The sequence below is a fragment of the Extibacter sp. GGCC_0201 genome (assembly GCF_017566055.1).
Classification (GTDB): domain Bacteria; phylum Bacillota; class Clostridia; order Lachnospirales; family Lachnospiraceae; genus Extibacter.
The window spans coordinates 22281-38891 of the sequence record NZ_JABFCH010000022.1; the positions used below are offsets into that span (position 1 = coordinate 22281).

At 48.3% G+C, this 16611-nt stretch carries 13 protein-coding genes; 11 read left to right on the forward strand and 2 right to left on the reverse strand.

All coding sequences use genetic code 11. The annotated features are described in order from the left end of the window. Positions 1 to 20: 20 nt before the first annotated feature. From HJV72_RS14195 to HJV72_RS14220, 6 genes are all read left to right on the forward strand, one after another. A complete protein-coding gene (locus HJV72_RS14195; protein ID WP_208071874.1) occupies positions 21 to 311 on the forward strand; it encodes a Nif11-like leader peptide family natural product precursor in 291 nt (96 codons plus the stop codon). 30 nt (positions 312 to 341) lie between these two features. After that, on the forward strand, positions 342 to 2087 hold the full coding sequence (locus HJV72_RS14200) for a YcaO-like family protein (protein ID WP_208071876.1): 1746 nt from the start codon (positions 342 to 344) through the stop codon (positions 2085 to 2087). A gap of 127 nt (positions 2088 to 2214) precedes the next feature. After that, complete coding sequence (locus tag HJV72_RS14205) at positions 2215 to 2706, forward strand: GNAT family N-acetyltransferase (protein WP_208071953.1); 492 nt, start codon at positions 2215 to 2217, stop codon at positions 2704 to 2706. 179 nt (positions 2707 to 2885) lie between these two features. Next, entirely contained in the window at positions 2886 to 4139 is a 1254-nt protein-coding gene (locus HJV72_RS14210) for a dicarboxylate/amino acid:cation symporter (protein ID WP_243765651.1), read from the forward strand. Between the two features lie 170 nt (positions 4140 to 4309). Next, a complete protein-coding gene (locus tag HJV72_RS14215; protein WP_243765652.1) occupies positions 4310 to 5992 on the forward strand; it encodes a LytS/YhcK type 5TM receptor domain-containing protein in 1683 nt (560 codons plus the stop codon). A gap of 2 nt (positions 5993 to 5994) precedes the next feature. Continuing rightward, positions 5995 to 6729 carry a LytR/AlgR family response regulator transcription factor gene (locus tag HJV72_RS14220; RefSeq protein WP_208071880.1) on the forward strand — a complete coding sequence of 245 codons (735 nt, stop codon included), beginning with the start codon at positions 5995 to 5997 and terminating at the stop codon, positions 6727 to 6729. On the opposite strand, the gene HJV72_RS14225 is transcribed toward HJV72_RS14220, so the two are convergent. Next, positions 6647 to 7582, reverse strand: a complete 936-nt coding sequence (locus HJV72_RS14225; protein ID WP_208071882.1) for an AraC family transcriptional regulator — start codon at positions 7580 to 7582, stop codon at positions 6647 to 6649. The genes HJV72_RS14220 and HJV72_RS14225 overlap by 83 nt on opposite strands. Positions 7583 to 7745: 163 nt before the next feature. On the opposite strand from HJV72_RS14225, the gene HJV72_RS14230 reads away from it, so the two are divergent. After that, entirely contained in the window at positions 7746 to 9395 is a 1650-nt protein-coding gene (locus HJV72_RS14230; RefSeq protein WP_208071884.1) for a mannitol dehydrogenase family protein, read from the forward strand. A 206-nt stretch (positions 9396 to 9601) separates the two neighbouring features. Here the strand turns inward: HJV72_RS14230 and HJV72_RS14235 are convergent, their stop codons facing one another. After that, positions 9602 to 10483: an AraC family transcriptional regulator gene (locus HJV72_RS14235; RefSeq protein WP_208071886.1), complete on the reverse strand. Its 882-nt coding sequence runs from the start codon at positions 10481 to 10483 to the stop codon at positions 9602 to 9604. Positions 10484 to 10567: 84 nt separating this feature from the next. Here HJV72_RS14235 and HJV72_RS14240 point away from each other — a divergent pair, with 84 nt between their 5' ends. The 4 genes from HJV72_RS14240 to HJV72_RS14255 all read left to right on the forward strand — a co-directional run bounded on the left by HJV72_RS14240 (position 10568) and on the right by HJV72_RS14255 (position 16554). After that, positions 10568 to 11989 carry an aldehyde dehydrogenase family protein gene (locus HJV72_RS14240; protein ID WP_243765653.1) on the forward strand — a complete coding sequence of 474 codons (1422 nt, stop codon included), beginning with the start codon at positions 10568 to 10570 and terminating at the stop codon, positions 11987 to 11989. Between the two features lie 12 nt (positions 11990 to 12001). Continuing rightward, positions 12002 to 12952, forward strand: coding sequence for a glycyl-radical enzyme activating protein (locus HJV72_RS14245; protein WP_208071890.1), 951 nt, complete (start codon positions 12002 to 12004; stop codon positions 12950 to 12952). Further along, positions 12949 to 15237: a pyruvate formate lyase family protein gene (locus HJV72_RS14250; RefSeq protein WP_208071893.1), complete on the forward strand. Its 2289-nt coding sequence runs from the start codon at positions 12949 to 12951 to the stop codon at positions 15235 to 15237. Before HJV72_RS14245 ends, HJV72_RS14250 begins: the two co-directional genes overlap by 4 nt. Positions 15238 to 15387: 150 nt before the next feature. Then, complete coding sequence (locus HJV72_RS14255; protein ID WP_208071895.1) at positions 15388 to 16554, forward strand: sugar ABC transporter substrate-binding protein; 1167 nt, start codon at positions 15388 to 15390, stop codon at positions 16552 to 16554. Positions 16555 to 16611 lie beyond the last annotated feature (57 nt).

Consider the following 16611-nt stretch of genomic DNA (forward strand, 5'->3'; position numbering starts at 1 on the left):
ACAGAAAGGAGAAAAGAACGATGACAATGCAGGAATTTATGAAGAAGATGGAGACATTCGACAAAAACATCTATGAAAAATTCAAGAGCTGTAAAACACCGGAGGAGGTATATAAAGCAGCGCAGGAACTGGGACTTAGTGCCGGTTATGATGAGTTTATGGAAGAAGTGAAGAGGCTGCATGACCAGCAGATGAAAATGACGGATGCCGATATAAAGACGATTGTCGGAAGCGTGGATGTAAACCGTGGGGAAGCGGAGGTAGAGGGTACGTTGTCTACGATGTTCGTGGCAATGCTGGCTGCCTTGTAACAGAGATAGACTTTAGGGAGGGAACCTGGTATGAAAGAGATCTGGAACCAACAGGGTAAAGAATGCCGGCCGGAACAAACCGTGGACAGGATTCAGGAGATACTGAAAAGAATGGATATTGAGACGGAGCATGTATTTACGGCAGATGTTATGGAGAGCTGCTACAGTTCCCGTGTTACAGTACAAGGCGAGATGTCCGCTGTATATGGAACGAACGGCAAGGGAATTACAAGAGAATACTGCATGGCAAGCGCCTATGCAGAATTTATGGAGCGTCTTGAGAACCGGGGATTTCCATATTCAATACATGCCTGTGACAGAGAAGGCTTAATGGAACGGTACAAAAGGCGCATGTTTCCGGTACATAATATAGAAGAAGATTTTGATCGGGAAGGAAGCTATGCCTCCTGGATGATGGACTATATTTTGGAAAATTCGGGTATACCGAACCATTTTTTTAACCGGCAGCTTGTGAAAAGATTCCTTGGCGGCAACTATGAATATCAGGACTTTTATCATGTTCAGGCGGGCAGTTATGAAAAGGTTCCCTCCCTGTTCGCTAAACTGTTTACCCACAGTAATGGTATGGCGGCAGGAAATACCCTGGAAGAGGCCATCGTACAGGCGGTCAGCGAGATACTTGAGCGTGTCGTCCAGACAAGGATTATGACAGAAGGGATTACGCCGCCGGATATTCCTGCGGATATATTGGCACGGTATCCCCATGTCCGGAAAATCCTGGATGAAATCAAGGGGACGGGAATATATGAGGTGTACTTAAAAGACTGTTCCCTGGGCGGAGCCTATCCGGTGGCTGCATGCTTTATGGTTGACAAAGAAAATCAGACGCTGGGAATACGGTTCGGTTCACATCCGAATATGGGAATCGCCCTGGAACGGACATTGACAGAGGCTTTTCAGGGGCGGGATATGAAGCAGTTCACTGGTTCCAGCTGGCTGTCCTTTGATCCTCAAGTATGCCGAAACCGCTCGAACCTTCTTGATACGAAGAAAATCGGCAATGGCGCCTATCCCTGCGAGATATTAGGGGAAACCAAGTCTTATACGTTCACGGACTGGGATTATGGAACCCGGTATGATAACCAGGAGCTTGCTGAAATTATGGTCGACATTCTGGTACAGCAAGGCCATGAGGTCTATATCAGAGACAATTCTAATCTGGGATTTCCGGCGGTATACGTTGTTGCAGCAGGAGCCAGCGAGATAAGATGCTGTGACCTGCTCTATCTTAAAGAAATGAAACTGTCCAGAGATGTTATGAAGAGCATGATAGAACTGGAACAAATGACAAGGGAAAAGGTTAATGATATCATCCGGCTTATTCAAATCAAGCACCATGCACTGATGGAGAATACTATCAGCAGCATCTATAAGCTGCCTTTTGACCACCATTTTTATACGTTCAATGAGGTGGAGTTTTTGCTGTTCGTATGCTATTATTATCTGGAGGACTATGAAAAGGCTGAAAAGGCGCTGTCTGCCTGCAAGGTGCTGCCGGAGGAAGTGGAGCATGTCAAGACGATTAAGAAGTATTTGTCTGCAAGAAGACAGGGATACTCCCGGGAGAAGACACTTGAAATACTGAGGACCGTCTGCCGGCACAAGCTGGTGGAGCAGGTAGATGAAGAACTGAAAGATTCCACCAGAGTATTTACCAAATTCTATCCGGTATGCAGGGATTTTGACTGTGCCCGTTGCAATGTGTCTTATTGCAGGTACCCCGGGGTAAAAGCATTCGAGAGAAAAATCATATGATTTTTTAATAATAAATGGCAGCAAAAAGGGAGAGGTATAAATGATTATTGGAAATGAAGAAATAAGAGATTATGAAGCAGTAGAGTCAATTAGAAAAGCGGTACCAGCCAAGTCAGGAGGAAGTATTATGAAGCTTCACTATGAAGCGGTTACGGACGCGCTGCGTCAGGATGTGCTTGCACTTAGGACGGCAAAGGGGCAGGAAGGGTATATAGAGCCTGTGTCCCAATGCCTGGAAGAGGCTTGCGACGACTGCCGCTGGAGGCCTGTGGCCATATATGATAAAGATAATATAGTCGGATTTGCCATGTACGGATATTTTCTGCCGGAATATCCGCCAGATGGAAGGCTCTGGCTCGACCGTCTGCTCATAGATGCCCGGTGCCAGGGAAAAGGGTACGGGAAGGCTGCCATGTCAGATCTGCTTCACCGACTGTACCGTGAATATCCGGACAGGGATAAGATATACTTGAGCGTCATCCGGGAAAATAAAGCGGCCATCTCTCTTTACGAGCAGTTTGGCTTCGCCTTTAGCGATGAGAGAGACACGAAGGGTGAATATGTGATGGTAAAAGAGTTAGTAAACTTCAACTACGGAAAATACTGCACGAACCGGTAGAGGGCTGTCTGCTTGCGCATACAGCTCCTTCCGGTTTATACAGAGAAACTGTCGTTTAAAGCACAAAATCTGACATTTCAGGCAAAAGCTATTGATGTATTCCTTTTTTCTTATATGATATAAGTATATAAAAGCTGTCCGGCCGGAAGACGAGAGTATGAGAAAATGAGAAAAGAGGAATGAAAGTGGAAAAGAAGAAAAGATTTTCAATATCACTCACGACACAGATATTGATTGCCACGATCGGTGGCATCATATTCGGTGCGCTGGTCGGGCCGTGGGCCTCCAATATAAAGTTCGTAGGCGACATATTCATACGTCTGATCCAGATGTCCGTCATCCTGCTTGTCATGTCTGCAGTAGCGGCAGCCGTGGGAAGTGGTGATGGACAGGATGTAGGGAAGATGGGATTCCATACATTCAAGTGGATCATATTGTTTACAGTCATTTCAGCCGGATTGGGCATAGCATTGTCCATGCTGATCCAGCCCGGCGTGGGTATACAGATAGCAAATGCGGAAGAGATAGCGAATGCCACCGTCGAATCGACATCCCTACAGGATACGGTGTTAGGGTTCGTGTCTACCAATATCATCGGATCCATGGCGGACAGCGCCATGGTACCGTGTATCGTATTTGCACTGTTCTTCGGTGTGGCCATGGGAGCCTATACACGCCAGAGCGGTAACCGCAATATGGCAGACTGGGTGACCGGCCTGAATGCGATTATCACCAATATCATCAAGACAGTCATGCATATCGCCCCGATAGGTATCTTCTGTCTGCTGGCAGATGTGGCAGGCTCTACCGGCTTCAAGGTTATCATACCGATGCTCAAGTTCCTCGGCGTGCTGTTTATAGGAGATGTGGTCCAGTTCCTTATCTATGGACCGCTGACGGCCACGCTGTGCAAGGTGAATCCGGCGAAGATGCCGAAGAAGTTCGCAAAGATGTCCATGATGGCCGTGACGACCACGTCCGGCGCCATCTGTCTTCCGACCAAGATGGAAGACGCGGTGACGAAGTTTGGCGTCAGCCGCAAGGTTGCAGACTTTACGGGACCGATTACGATGTCCATGAACAGTTGCGGCGCTGCCATGTGCTATGTGGTCGCCATCTTCTTCATGGCCCAGTCCACGGGCGTGGACCTTACCGTCTATCAGATGGGCATGGCGATACTGCTATCCTGCCTCATGTGCATGGGTACGATAGTGGTTCCGGGAGGTTCGGTCATCGTCTATACGTTCCTCGCGTCATCACTGGGACTGCCGCTTGAGAGCATTGCCATACTGATAGGAATCGACTGGTTCTCAGGCATGTTCCGGACGCTGATGAACGTAGACGTGGATGTCATGGTCGGCATGCTCGTTGCCAGCAAGCTCGGTGAGCTCGACCGGGACGTATACAATGGTGTTAAGGAAGTTACATATTAAAAATTGATTATCTCATATACGACGTACGCAGAAAAATCATACAAAGCTTAAGCAGGCCCCCGGCATATCCTTGCGATGTGCCGGGGGCCTGTGTTATGATGGGATACAGGAAAGGATGCCGGAGAAGGCATCCGATATAGGTCCTGAGGGCCGGAAAGAGAGCGTCGCATATGCAGTCAGATAATTTGATATTCCAGCTCATACTGAATATTGGCCTTCTGGTTCTCGTGGCAAATCTGCTCTCCAAACTTAAAATCATCCAGAATATTATCCAGCAGGAACGCCGCAGCTTGAAAAGCCAGGTACTTCTGGCCCTTATGTTCGGCGGCATCATCATCCTGTCTACCTATACGAGCATAGATATCGGCTCATATAACCTGAATACGCGTGTGATAGGCGCCATGACTTCCGGCATCCTGGGGGGCCCGATCGTAGGCTTGTATGCCTCCCTTATCGGGGCGGTGTACGTCTACTTTTTCTCGGAACCTCAGATGTTTGCCATGGCATCCGCATTTTCCACGGTACTGTTCGGACTGCTCGGAGGTGGGTTCTACCCTTATTTCCAGAGAGGAAAATGGAAATACAGGGATCTCTTCCTTCTCGCCTGCTTTGCGGAGTTCTGTGACATGATAGCTCTGTTGCGTCTGGCAAGCCCTTTTGAAGATGCGTTGAGTACGGTTCTGGAGATAGCGGTGCCTATGATCGTATTGAACTCCATCGGTATCCTCATATTCATATCCAGCTTTAACAATGTATTCATCCAGCAGGACATCGAAAGCAGCCGCCAGCTACAGCAGGCTTCGGAACTGACGCAGAAGTGCCTGCCGCTGCTGCGTTACGGGATAAGCAAAGGGGATAATATGCACGAGCTGGCATCCGCGATATTGAGGGAGACGGACTGGATGGGGGTCATGATTACGGACAGGACGGTCATTCTGGAATGGCAGCAGGAGGGAATCGAGTACCAGCCGGACCTGACAAGCATTCCAAGGGTCGGAAAATACGCCATGCAGACCGGCGGCCTGTCCACGATGTACAATGTGCCAAGAAGCAGCTCATGGTACGAGTGGATGAAGGAGTATTCCATGGCTGCTGCACCCTTTGTCATAAAAGGGAAATCTGTCGGGTGTCTAATCGTATGGATGAAGAAGAGATGGGTCTTCCGTAAAAGTGAGCTGGAACTTCTGCAGCATCTTGTTACGCTAGGCTCGTTCCAGATTGCCATGGCTGAGCTGGAGCACCAGGAGATTATGCGGCAGCAGGCGGAGCTCAAAGCGCTTCAGTTCCAGGTCAATCCCCATTTCCTCTTCAATGCGTTGAATACGATATCGTGCGTGTGCAGGGAGAATGCCGGACGTGCCAGGGAGCTTCTCGTGATTCTTGCCAACTACTTCCGCTATAATCTTGCCGGGGGCGCTGACATGGTGCCCATGGAGGAAGAAATCAACCATGTAAAAGATTACCTTGAACTGGAAAAAGGCAGGTTTGAGGACAAGCTGACTGTGACATACGACGTGCCGGAGCAGATGGATATCATGATTCCGACGTTAATACTGCAGCCTGTCGTAGAGAATGCTGTAAAATATGGGATAAACCGGGAAGGAAAACGGATCGTAAATATAAGCGTGCGGGAGACGGAAGAGGGATATGCCGTGGAGATCAGCGACAAAGGAAAGGGGTTTCCTGACGAAGTCGTGGAAATGCTGGAAGAAGGCGGGACTGTCGGCAGCAGCATCGGTCTCAGCAACGTGTACAAAAGGATGAAGAGCACGTATGGAGAAGATTGCGGAATCTATATAACAAGTTCCGGCGACGGAAGCTGCGTACAGCTCTGTTTCAAGAAAGGAAGATAAGTATGGCGGTAAGGATAGCGGTGATAGATGACGAGAGGCCTGCTAGAAGCGAGCTGAGACACCAGCTCAGGGAACTCGTGCCGGACGCGGTGATAGAGGAAGGCGATTCCGGTGCTGCGGCGCTGGAACTAGCGGGTGCCGGGAAGTACGACATATTTTTTCTAGATATCAATCTTGGGGATATAAATGGGACGGTTCTTGTGAATGCGCTGAAAAACATGCAGCGGGATGCAAAGATAATCTTTGTCACGGCTTATTCCGAATATGCGGTGACCGCATTTGAACTCGGAGTTGAGGATTATATCCTGAAGCCTTACGACAAAGGAAGGCTCAAAAAAGTGCTGGAGAGGATGCAGAGCCAGCGTCCGCCCGCCGGCCATCAGGGACAGGCCGTAAAGACACGTCCCGGCAAGATTGCAATCAGCAACGAGGGAAAGACGATATTTGAAGATATAGATGACATCATCTATATCGAGACGCATAACAGAGGATGCATGATACATACAGCTGAACATGGATACTATGACGGGAAAAGTATCGGGGAATTTGAAAAGCGGCTGGAAGGGGACCGTTTCTTCCGCTGCCATAAAAGCTACCTGATCAATCTGGATAAAGTGCGGGAAGTGTTTCCGTGGGGCAACAACAGCTTCGGGCTTAAGATGCAGGGGGCTGCTCAGGAGGTTCTGCCGGTCGGCCGTGAGAGGACAAAGGTGCTGCGCCAGCTGCTTGGGTGGTAAGGCTGCGGAATTGGCTCGGAGAAACCCCATATTCTTTTTTGAATGCACGGTAGAAGCTGGAATAGTCATTGAAGCCGAACATCCCGCTTGCCTCGGTGATGCCTGTGCCACCAAGAATGGCAGTACGGCATGCTTCCACTCTTTTTTTAGTGATATACTGATGGATAGACATGCCGGTGTTCTCTTTAAACACATGTGCTATGTGGTATTTGCCTGTGTAAAATTCTTGCGAAAGTCTCCTGAGTGACAACTCTTCGTCCAGGTGCTCCTCGATAAACTGTGTGACACTTTCGTATAAGGGGAGCAGAGGAGTATTCTTTGCAGGACTGCTCTGTTCATATATAATCCGGTTAAGGTACAGCACAAGGTCGTTCACGCAGAGCCGGATCTGTTCTTCCCTGGCATAATGGGAAGAATGTATTTCTTCCATAAGACGAAGTACTTTAGACTGAATCGTATTGAAAGTGATTCTGTCATTGTGAAAAAGACAATCCTTCCCAGACTGTACGAGGTGCATCGCGTACAAGTAATCCGGTGAAATCTGCTCAAGATGCGTGCAGTATTCTTTGCTGAGCCAGAATACAATACGGCGGTAAGGTGCCTCCAGACTGTGTATCACCGGCCGGTGGAAGACATGAGGAGGGATGAGCATCATATCACCGGACTTCACGGGATACGTATCGCTGCCGGCCTTGATGCTGACATCACCCTCGAGAAAGAAATAGAATTCATAATAGTCATGGGCATGCCCGTTCATTTTGGACAATGCCGTGTCGTTATAATAATAGATTTCAAAATCCTTTGAGACCATGTACTGGCGTGCGCCAAATGGAGTCTGTAAACATTTCTTCATATCTGCCTCCCCTGTTGACAAGGGTACCCTTTCGACTTCACAATATCATAAAAGCGCAACTTTTACAATGTATATACCAATTCTGCCAATGTCAAAAAGGCAGAACTTTTTTTATGATAAAGGAAACGATTACAGGAAGCATTTGGGAAAGGGGACAGATAATATGAGACTTGATCAGCAGGGACTGCTGAACAGTGGCTGGTGGAAAGAAGCAGGATATGATGTACCGGAGTATGACCGGGGACAGATGAAGGAGAGGACGAAGGAGAATCCTTACTGGATACATTTCGGAGCTGGAAATATATTCAGAGCTTTCCTGGCACATGCAGTACAGAAGCTGCTCAACAAAGGCTTGCTGGACAGGGGACTGATAGTAGCGGCAGGATACAATTATGAGATGATTGACAGAGTATACCGTGCCCACGATGATTATACGATACTTGTAACATTAAAAGCAGACGGCAGTATTGAAAAGACGGTGATAGGAAGCATTGCGGAATCGCTGACTCTGGACACGGATAACGGTATGGATTTCAGGCGCCTGAAATCGATCTTCGAGAAGGATTCTCTCCAGATGGCCAGTTTTACGATTACGGAAAAAGGATACTGCCTTACTGATGAAAAGGGTGATTATATTCCGGATGTGGCAGAAGACTTCCGCGTCGGGCCTGAAAAGGCAGACAGCTATATCGGCAAAATAGTCTCTCTTCTTTATACACGTTTTCAATCAGGAGAAAAACCTATAGCACTTGTAAGTATGGACAACTGTTCCCGAAACGGAGAAAAGCTGCAACAGGCTGTAAATGAATATGTAGTGGAATGGACAGAGCGGGGCCTGGCAGCCCCCGGATTTCTGGAATATATCAATAATCCCGCCAGGGTGTCGTTCCCGTGGACGATGATAGATAAGATAACGCCGCGTCCCGATGCTTCCATAGGAAAGATGCTGGAAAAAGATGGTGTGGAGGAGATGACGCCTTTTGCCATGTCGATGCATAGTTATGCTGCCCCCTTTGTAAATGCAGAAGAAAGCGGATACCTTGTGATTGAAGATTGTTTCCCGAACGGGAGAGCCAGGCTGGAAGGGGAGGGCATATATTTTGCAGGGCGTGCGACGGTGGAAAAGTCAGAGAGGATGAAAGTGTGTACGTGCCTGAACCCGCTGCATACGGCACTGGCAGTGTTCGGCTGCCTTCTCGGATACGACAGGATATCTGATGAGATGAAAGACAGGGAACTTCATAATCTCATATGTGACATCGGATACCGGGAAGGGCTTCCGGCAGCAGAACATCCAGGTATTATCAACCCTGCCGAATTCCTTGATTCCGTCATTAATATCCGTTTTCCAAATCCATTTATGCCGGACACGCCCCAGAGAATTGCCACGGATACATCCCAGAAGCTGGCAGTCCGTTTTGGTGAGACGATAAAAGCTTACTTGGAGTCTGATATGCTCAATATACGCGACTTAAAAAGCATTCCGCTTGTGTTCGCAGGCTGGCTGAGATACCTCATCGGAATTGATGATTGCGGACAGCCGTTTGAGCTGAGCCCAGATCCTCTGCTGGACATGCTTCAGGAAAGGATATCCGGCCTTCATCTGGGCAAGCAGTTGGGAGCGGAAGAGGAAGAACGACTAAAGACGCTGCTGGAGGATGATAAAATATTCGGGGTAAATCTTTATGAAGCTGGAATGGCAGAAAAGGTAATAGAGTATTATAAGGAGATGATGGTAGGGCCGGGGGCAGTGCGAGGTGTGTTAGAAAGAATAAGTGCTTCCTCCTGCTGTGTATTTAAGGAACGTATATGAATAAAAAGTGCATCGTGATTCGGATACATTTATATTAAGAATACGTTGTAGCAGAACAAGCAGATTTTCCAGTACAGGGAAATCTGCCTTTTTTACTTTAAACTACAGATAACAGAAAATATTAAGTATATCACAAAATATACTATGTTGCCTTAAATTCATATTTCATATAATTGTATTAACAAAACTACATAAGAATAACATTCTTAATCAGACGGTAGCGAGCCATGTTCAACCCGGTATTTTTTCGGCGAACACCCTGTAATCTTCTTGAATATCTGGCTGAAATAGATAGGGTCTTCATATCCGGACTCGGCGGCAATTTCTGACACGGACATGGAGGTCGAAGACAACAGATGCTTTGCATGAGAGATACGTTTGTTGATGACATATTTCATGGGGGATATACCCATCTCTTCTTTGAATATATGAGAGATATAATTCTGGCTTATATATATGGCATCGGACAGGCGTTCCAGATTGATATCGGAAGTATAGTTCTTGTCGATATAGTCTTTGATTCGCATGCTGTGCCTGGATGTGGAGTTTATATTCTGCAGCTGATTGTTCAGAAGCCGGAGCATAAGAGCTAGGATGCAGGAGGCAAGGGAGGCAGATATATTTTTATAGTGAAGCCTACGGGCAATCGTCTCATGAACGAGTTCCATGAAATATAGTTCAAACTGGCGGTAGTATTCACCGGCATCCTGAACAGGGCAGATATCATCTGGGATAAGCACGTTCTCAATGAGCGTGGGAATCTGGAAACCGGACAGACCCACGAAGAAAAAGTGCAGTGGATTTTCCGGATCTGACGCTTCTCGGTGTACGGTGAGCGGATTGCACAGAATCAGTCTGCCGGGATATAGTTCGTACTTTACATCCTTGATGATGGAATAGCCGGCGCCTTCCGTACAGAATATTATTTCTGCTGAATCATGTTTGTGGAACTTGCTTGACCATGCGGGGTCGTTGCGAAGGTAACCGGACATGACGACGTGTGGACCTTTGAACAGAAGGTTCGGAGTATCCGGGTTATCGATGTAATTTTTCAGATTTTTAATATCTGTATCTATATTATTTTCCATTAATTACCATCTCCTGATATTGAGTCAGATATTAAAATTATTATATACTAAGTGATTATTTCAGTCAAACAAAGGAGGGAAATGATGAACAGATGCAATAAGGTAGTGGAAGGTGGTATACCGGTCACTAATCCGGTAAATGGTGAAGTAGTAGACTATATTCCTGCCATGACGAAGACGGAGGCGGACCGTGCGGTAGAGGAGGCAGGCAGGGGATTTTTGAAATGGTCGGCTTTGCCGCAGTATGAAAGAAGCTGTATACTGGAAGAATTTATCCGGCTTTTTACGCCAAAGATACCAGAACTTGCGAGACTTCTCGTACTGGAAAATGGAAAGCCTGTCACAGAGGCCGAGGGTGAGTTTGGAGCACTGAAGATGCTTACTAAAGGCTACTGTGAGCGTGCGAATCATATGTATGGCCGGACGATGCCGGAAGGCAGCGGGGAAGGAGGAGGGCTTCACGATATCACCTTTACGAGAAAAGAGCCGTTAGGCATCTTTGTCTGTATCATACCGTTTAATTTCCCGATAGCCATGTTCGGCCATAAAGTCATACCGGCATTGGCCGCGGGTAATTCGGTTATCCTGAAGCCTGCCACCACCTCACCTCTTACGCTGATGAAATTGACAGACCTGCTCCATGAAGCGGGAGTGCCCCAAGAAGTAGTACAGGTAGTGACAGGCCGTGGTTCTGATGTGGGTGATGTGCTGGCAGGGCATCCTGGTATCCAGGCAATTTCTATGACAGGCAGTACGGCAGCAGGACTTCGGATTTATGAACGGGCAGCCAGGAATCTGACGAGAGTATTCCTGGAGCTTGGAGCCAATGACGCATTCATTATGCTGGATGACGCAGACGTGGACCTGGCTGTGGAAGAAGCCATCTTAAGCAGGACGCTGAATGCCGGACAAGTATGCTGCGGCAGCAAACGGTTTCTCGTACATCATACCTTGGCAGATGAGTTTGAAGGAAAGCTTAAAGAAGCATTAAACCGGATAGTGGTCGGAGACCCGCTGAAACGTAGTACACAGATGGGAGCATTGATTGGACAGGAGGCTGCAGATGCGGTCAGTAATCAGGTACAGCGCACGATAAGCCAGGGGGCGGTCTGTACCTGGGGAGGCAATCGACTGGACAGGGCGTTTTTTGAGCCGACGATTCTAAGAGAGGTTACGCCTGAGATGGATGTGGCAAAAGATATGGAGATTTTCGGCCCTGTCTTTCCAATCATAACTTTTGATAAGGATGAGGAAGCGCTTGAGATTGCCAATCAGTCTTCCTATGGCCTAAGCGGGGCTGTTTTCAGCCGGGATATAAAGCGGGCGATTCAGATGGCGGACAAGCTGAAGAGCGGCAGCGTCGTGATGAACGGCGGGACAGATTACCGTACGGTGGAACTTGCCTTCGGCGGTTATAAAAAGAGTGGTATCGGGCGGGAAGGAATCTCTTATACGCTGGACGAGATGGTACAGGAAAAGAACTTTGTGCTAAAAGGTGTATTGTAAAGGATGATAGAGATGGAAGCAGACAGACCATTTACGGGAATAATTACAGATATCCAGCGCTACAGCGTTCATGACGGACCGGGCATACGCACCTTAATCTTTTTCAAAGGCTGTCCGCTCAGATGCCGGTGGTGTCAGAATCCGGAGACGTGGCATGTCCGTCCAGAGCTGATGCTTTATCCGGAAGGCTGCATCGGCTGCGGCCTGTGCAGTGCCTCCTGCCCGGCACAGGCCGCCTGCGGGGCCCGGACCGACAGGGATAAGTGCCGGGAATGTGGGCTGTGCGCTCAAATCTGCCCTTCCCGGGCAAGAAAGATGGCAGGAAAAGGATACACAGTGGAGGAGATTGTGGAGACCGTAAAGCGGGACAAAGTATTTTATGACCGAACCGGAGGAGGAGTCACCTTAAGCGGCGGAGAGCCGGTGTACCAGAGCAGATTTGCGGGGCGTCTTCTGGATACGCTCAGAGAGCAGAATGTTCACACTGCCATAGAGACATGCGGTTATTGCAGCGAAGATACCTTTGTGCAACTGGCCGGGAAGACAGACTGCCTTCTCTTCGACATAAAACATATGGATGAGAATGAACATAAGAAGTATACTGGCGTCTCTAACAGACAGATTCTCGCTAATATAAGGAGGGCAGGCGCAATGTGCAGGCATATCATTATCCGGTTTCCTCTCATACCGGGTGTAAATGATACAGTGACGAATATTGAGCAGGTATGCTCGCTTGCCATAGAGGTGGGAGCAAGAGAGATACATCTTCTGCCATTCCATCAGGCGGGAGAAGAAAAGTGGAGAGCCCTCGGGCGCCGCTATTCATTTGAGGGGCGCAGGCTTATGGAAGAGGAAGAGATTGAAGCTGTACGGTCGCTTATAGAAAACAAGGGGATACCGGCAGACATAGGTGGCGGCGGAATATATAAGAAGGACATAGAGAAAAGGGAGGGATTGGATTGACGAGAAGTGATCGAATCAAGGTGCGGTTATTTGATGAAGATTTTATGAAAAAAAAGGAATGGTGGGGAGAAGGAGAAACAATACTGACAGAGGAAGAGATAAAGAAAAAGCCTTTGATTATCCGCAAAGCTCTGGCTATAGAGCATGTGGCAAAATATATGCCTGTCTCTGTGCGTCCGGATGAGCTTATTGTGGGAGTTCCTACCATGGCCTCAGTAGGGTTTGGAAGATGTTTTCCTGTCTATGCCCTTCCGGAGGAAGAGGAAAGAGCAGCCAGATGCGGATATACGGTAAAGTCTGTCGCAGGGCATCATCCGGCCGATTATGAAAAGCTGCTCCGGATTGGGCTTAAGGGGGTGCGGGAAGAGATAGAAGAGTCGCGCCGGGAAAAAGAGAGAAGCGGAGAGCTGGATGAAGAGACGGATCATCTGTATGCGTCTATGCTTATCAGCCTTAATGCGGTCGGAATTCTGGCAGGACGTTATGTGGAACTTCTGCGCCAGGAAGCCAAGCAGGAAAGGGAGGAGGCCAGGAAAAAAGAACTGCTCCAGATGATGGAGGTGTGTTCCAGGGTGCCGGAAAATCCTTCTGAGACATTTCAGGAAGCGCTGCAGTCGGTGTGGCTCTTATTCGCCTTCTTCCATAGTACCATGGAGTTCCTTCCCATCGGAAGGTCGGACCAGTATCTGTACCCTTACTATAAAGCAGATATCGCGGCCGGACGGATAACAGAAGAACAGGCAGAAGAACTTATCATAAGCTGGCTTGCCAAATTCAGCGAGCGTGTGCAACTTAAGCCTGAACAGTGGGAGATGCATCTGGGAGATATGGACAGCCAGTTTAACGGCAGGGATATGGAACAGGAAGACGCAGCTACCTACGACAATGATGAAAGCTATAATTACGGTACCTCTGCCAACCACTGGCTTATCAATATGATTCTCGGTGGTATGGACGGCGAGGGTGTGGATGCGACCAATGACCTGACCTACCTCATATTAGAAGGGTGGAAGTTCCTGGAAGCGGTGACACCGACAATGTCGGTGCGTTTCCATAAAAATACCCCGCAAAAGCTCTATGAGCTGTGTGCGTCCATTCTTCGCAAAGGAGCCGGAGAACCGGTGCTGTATAATGATGAGCCGATTATAGAAGGACTGGTCCGGATGGGGATACCTCTTAGAGAAGCCAGAAATTATTCCAACGATGGGTGCTGGGAGACCCTTATTCCGGGAAAGACAAGCTTTAGCTTCTGTATGAACCAGGTGTTGCAGATGCTGGAATACCAGCTTCAGCAAGGCAGAAGTCTAGTGCGCGGCCGTGTGGAAAAAGAGGGGCTGCCACCTTTGAGCAGCTATAGCGGCTATGAGTCTTTTTACAAGGTCTTCCTCCGTATACTGGAAGACAATGCACGCACTGAGATAAGGAATAAGATACGGTTCTCAAAAGCGAGAAGCGATATCGCACCTTCCCCGTTATTGTCGGCCTTCATGGATGACTGCATAAAGCGGGGCAGGGAGTATTCGGACGGAGGAGCTGTGTATGATATCTTTACCCTCATGCTCTGTGGGTTCTCCGGTTGTGTGGATTCTCTGACAGTGATTAAGAAACTTGTATTTGAAGAGCAGAGGATTACGCTTACAGAGTTGGCAGAGGCGACAAGAGCAAACTTTAAAGGATATGAGGCCTTACATCAGTATATCTGTAATCATGTGCCGAAGTTTGGCAACGATGAGCCGTACTGCGACGAGATTGCAAGAGGGCTGGTGGAGGATTTTAAAGTTATTGCAGACCGGCTCAGGGCAGAAGGCACAGGAAAATACATGATAGGGCTCGGCATAGCCACTTTTGAATTCTATGCTAAGTGGGGGCATGATATAGGCGCGTCTGCAGACGGGCGCTTATCCCAGGAACCGATAGGAAGTAACGTATCTCCGGTCATCGGTATGGACAAGGCCGGGCCGACGGCGCTGATTCGGTCTGTAACGACGCTGGACTGGCTCCCTTACGCCATCGGCGGGCCGCTGGATATGCAGGTGAACCCGAATGAAGTGTCTGGTCCCCAGGGAATCAGCCGTATGACGGGACTGATCCGGTCATATTTTGATTTGGGCGGCCTGATGCTGACAATCACAGGCGTCAACGCACAGATGCTGGAAGATGCCAGAAAGGATCCGATGCGGCACAAAAGTCTGCGTGTACGGCTCGGCGGGATGTCGGCTTACTTCATCTCACTGTCTGAGGAGATGCAGGAGAGCATCATACGTAAGACAAAACACAGTTTCTGATTTTTAATCTAATAACATACACCGGATTAAATAAAATGACAGAAAATCATAAATTGAAAACAGTATGACTCATGTTTGTGTTTTTGTTAATAAGTTACAATATAATTACTATAAAACAAATCCTGTAAAATAAAAAAGGAGGAAACAGGTATGAAAAAGAAAATGTTAAGTATGGTAATGTGTCTGCTGCTTCTCGCAGGTCTCATGTCAGGCTGTTCTTCTGACTCGGGAGAGTCCGGCAGTTCGGGAAAATCGGAAAAAAAAGAAGCGGTTGTGGGGGAAGACGGCACGGACTGGACCGAAAAAGCGGAGGCAGCGATGGGTGTTACTCCGACAAGCTTCCAGGGGCCAAAAGAGACTGCAGGTGCTGTCCCTGATGGGAAGAAGATAGCACTTGTCTCTGCAAATGCAGCGCTGCAAGGCTGTGTGGCTCCTCTGTACACGATGCAGGATATCTGTGATGAGCTGGGCTGGACGTATCAGTTTTATGACGGGGCAGGGAGCTCTTCACAGCAGAACGAGATGATTATGAACGCCGTTTCCTGGGGGGCAGATATGATATGTGTATGCTCTGTAGACCCGGCTACAATCCAGCAGGGTCTGAAAGAAGCAGCAGATGCTGGCATAGTAGTTACAACATGCTCCACAGGTATCTTCGACCCGAATCCTGAGATGGAGATGGAAGAGGGTCAGCTGACTTATGAATTTGGCGTGTCCCCGGACTATGCAGCAGTAGGCTCTGCTATCGCAGACTGGATTGTCAATGATGCAGGGAATGAAGGGGAGATCGTGATTGTGGACGCAAACGAAGCTCCATCCTGCCGTGCCCTTCGTGTTGGCCTTCTGGATGAACTGAAGCTTTCGGATATGGAGGTAGATGACAGCTTCTGGTTTACTGGTTCACAGGTTGGTGATACTCTGATTCGAAACGTAACGTCATATTTGACGAAGCATCCTGACTGTAAGTATGTCTTTGTGGCATATGATCCGGCTGCGGCGGTCATAGTAGAAGGCCTGAACCAGGCGGGGATGAACGACGTAAAAGTCATCAGCGTACTCGGTATCCAGCAGAATATTGAATACATACGTGAAGAAAATGTACAGGTTGCGACAGCAGCTTATGATAATAACTATATGGGGTACGCTGTAATAGATCAGTATATCCGTTACCTGAACGGTGAGGAGTACAGCGCTCCTATGGGTGAGAATCTGCCATATACGGTGCTTGACGCGACCAACCTCCCAGAACAGGGGACGGACTGGACGGCGCTTTCCTTCTTCGATTATGAAAAGGAATTCAAGGCATTGTGGAAATAAGTCGTCAGACTGCTGCCAAATGTGTCTATCTACATTTGGCAGCAGAAATTTATGAGG

Bases quoted from the DNA above. Each gene is read 5' to 3' on its own strand.
- HJV72_RS14245 (WP_208071890.1), top strand. From the start codon at position 12,002: ATGGAAGCAGACAGACCATTTACGGGAATAATTACAGATATCCAGCGC.
- HJV72_RS14220 (WP_208071880.1), top strand. From the start codon at position 5,995: ATGGCGGTAAGGATAGCGGTGATAGATGACGAGAGGCCTGCTAGAAGC.
- HJV72_RS14240 (WP_243765653.1), top strand. From the start codon at position 10,568: ATGAACAGATGCAATAAGGTAGTGGAAGGTGGTATACCGGTCACTAAT.
- HJV72_RS14235 (WP_208071886.1), bottom strand. From the start codon at position 10,483: ATGGAAAATAATATAGATACAGATATTAAAAATCTGAAAAATTACATC.
- HJV72_RS14195 (WP_208071874.1), top strand. From the start codon at position 21: ATGACAATGCAGGAATTTATGAAGAAGATGGAGACATTCGACAAAAAC.
- HJV72_RS14205 (WP_208071953.1), top strand. From the start codon at position 2,215: ATGAAGCTTCACTATGAAGCGGTTACGGACGCGCTGCGTCAGGATGTG.
- HJV72_RS14230 (WP_208071884.1), top strand. From the start codon at position 7,746: ATGAGACTTGATCAGCAGGGACTGCTGAACAGTGGCTGGTGGAAAGAA.
- HJV72_RS14255 (WP_208071895.1), top strand. From the start codon at position 15,388: ATGAAAAAGAAAATGTTAAGTATGGTAATGTGTCTGCTGCTTCTCGCA.
- HJV72_RS14215 (WP_243765652.1), top strand. From the start codon at position 4,310: ATGCAGTCAGATAATTTGATATTCCAGCTCATACTGAATATTGGCCTT.
- HJV72_RS14225 (WP_208071882.1), bottom strand. From the start codon at position 7,582: ATGAAGAAATGTTTACAGACTCCATTTGGCGCACGCCAGTACATGGTC.
- HJV72_RS14200 (WP_208071876.1), top strand. From the start codon at position 342: ATGAAAGAGATCTGGAACCAACAGGGTAAAGAATGCCGGCCGGAACAA.
- HJV72_RS14210 (WP_243765651.1), top strand. From the start codon at position 2,886: ATGAAAGTGGAAAAGAAGAAAAGATTTTCAATATCACTCACGACACAG.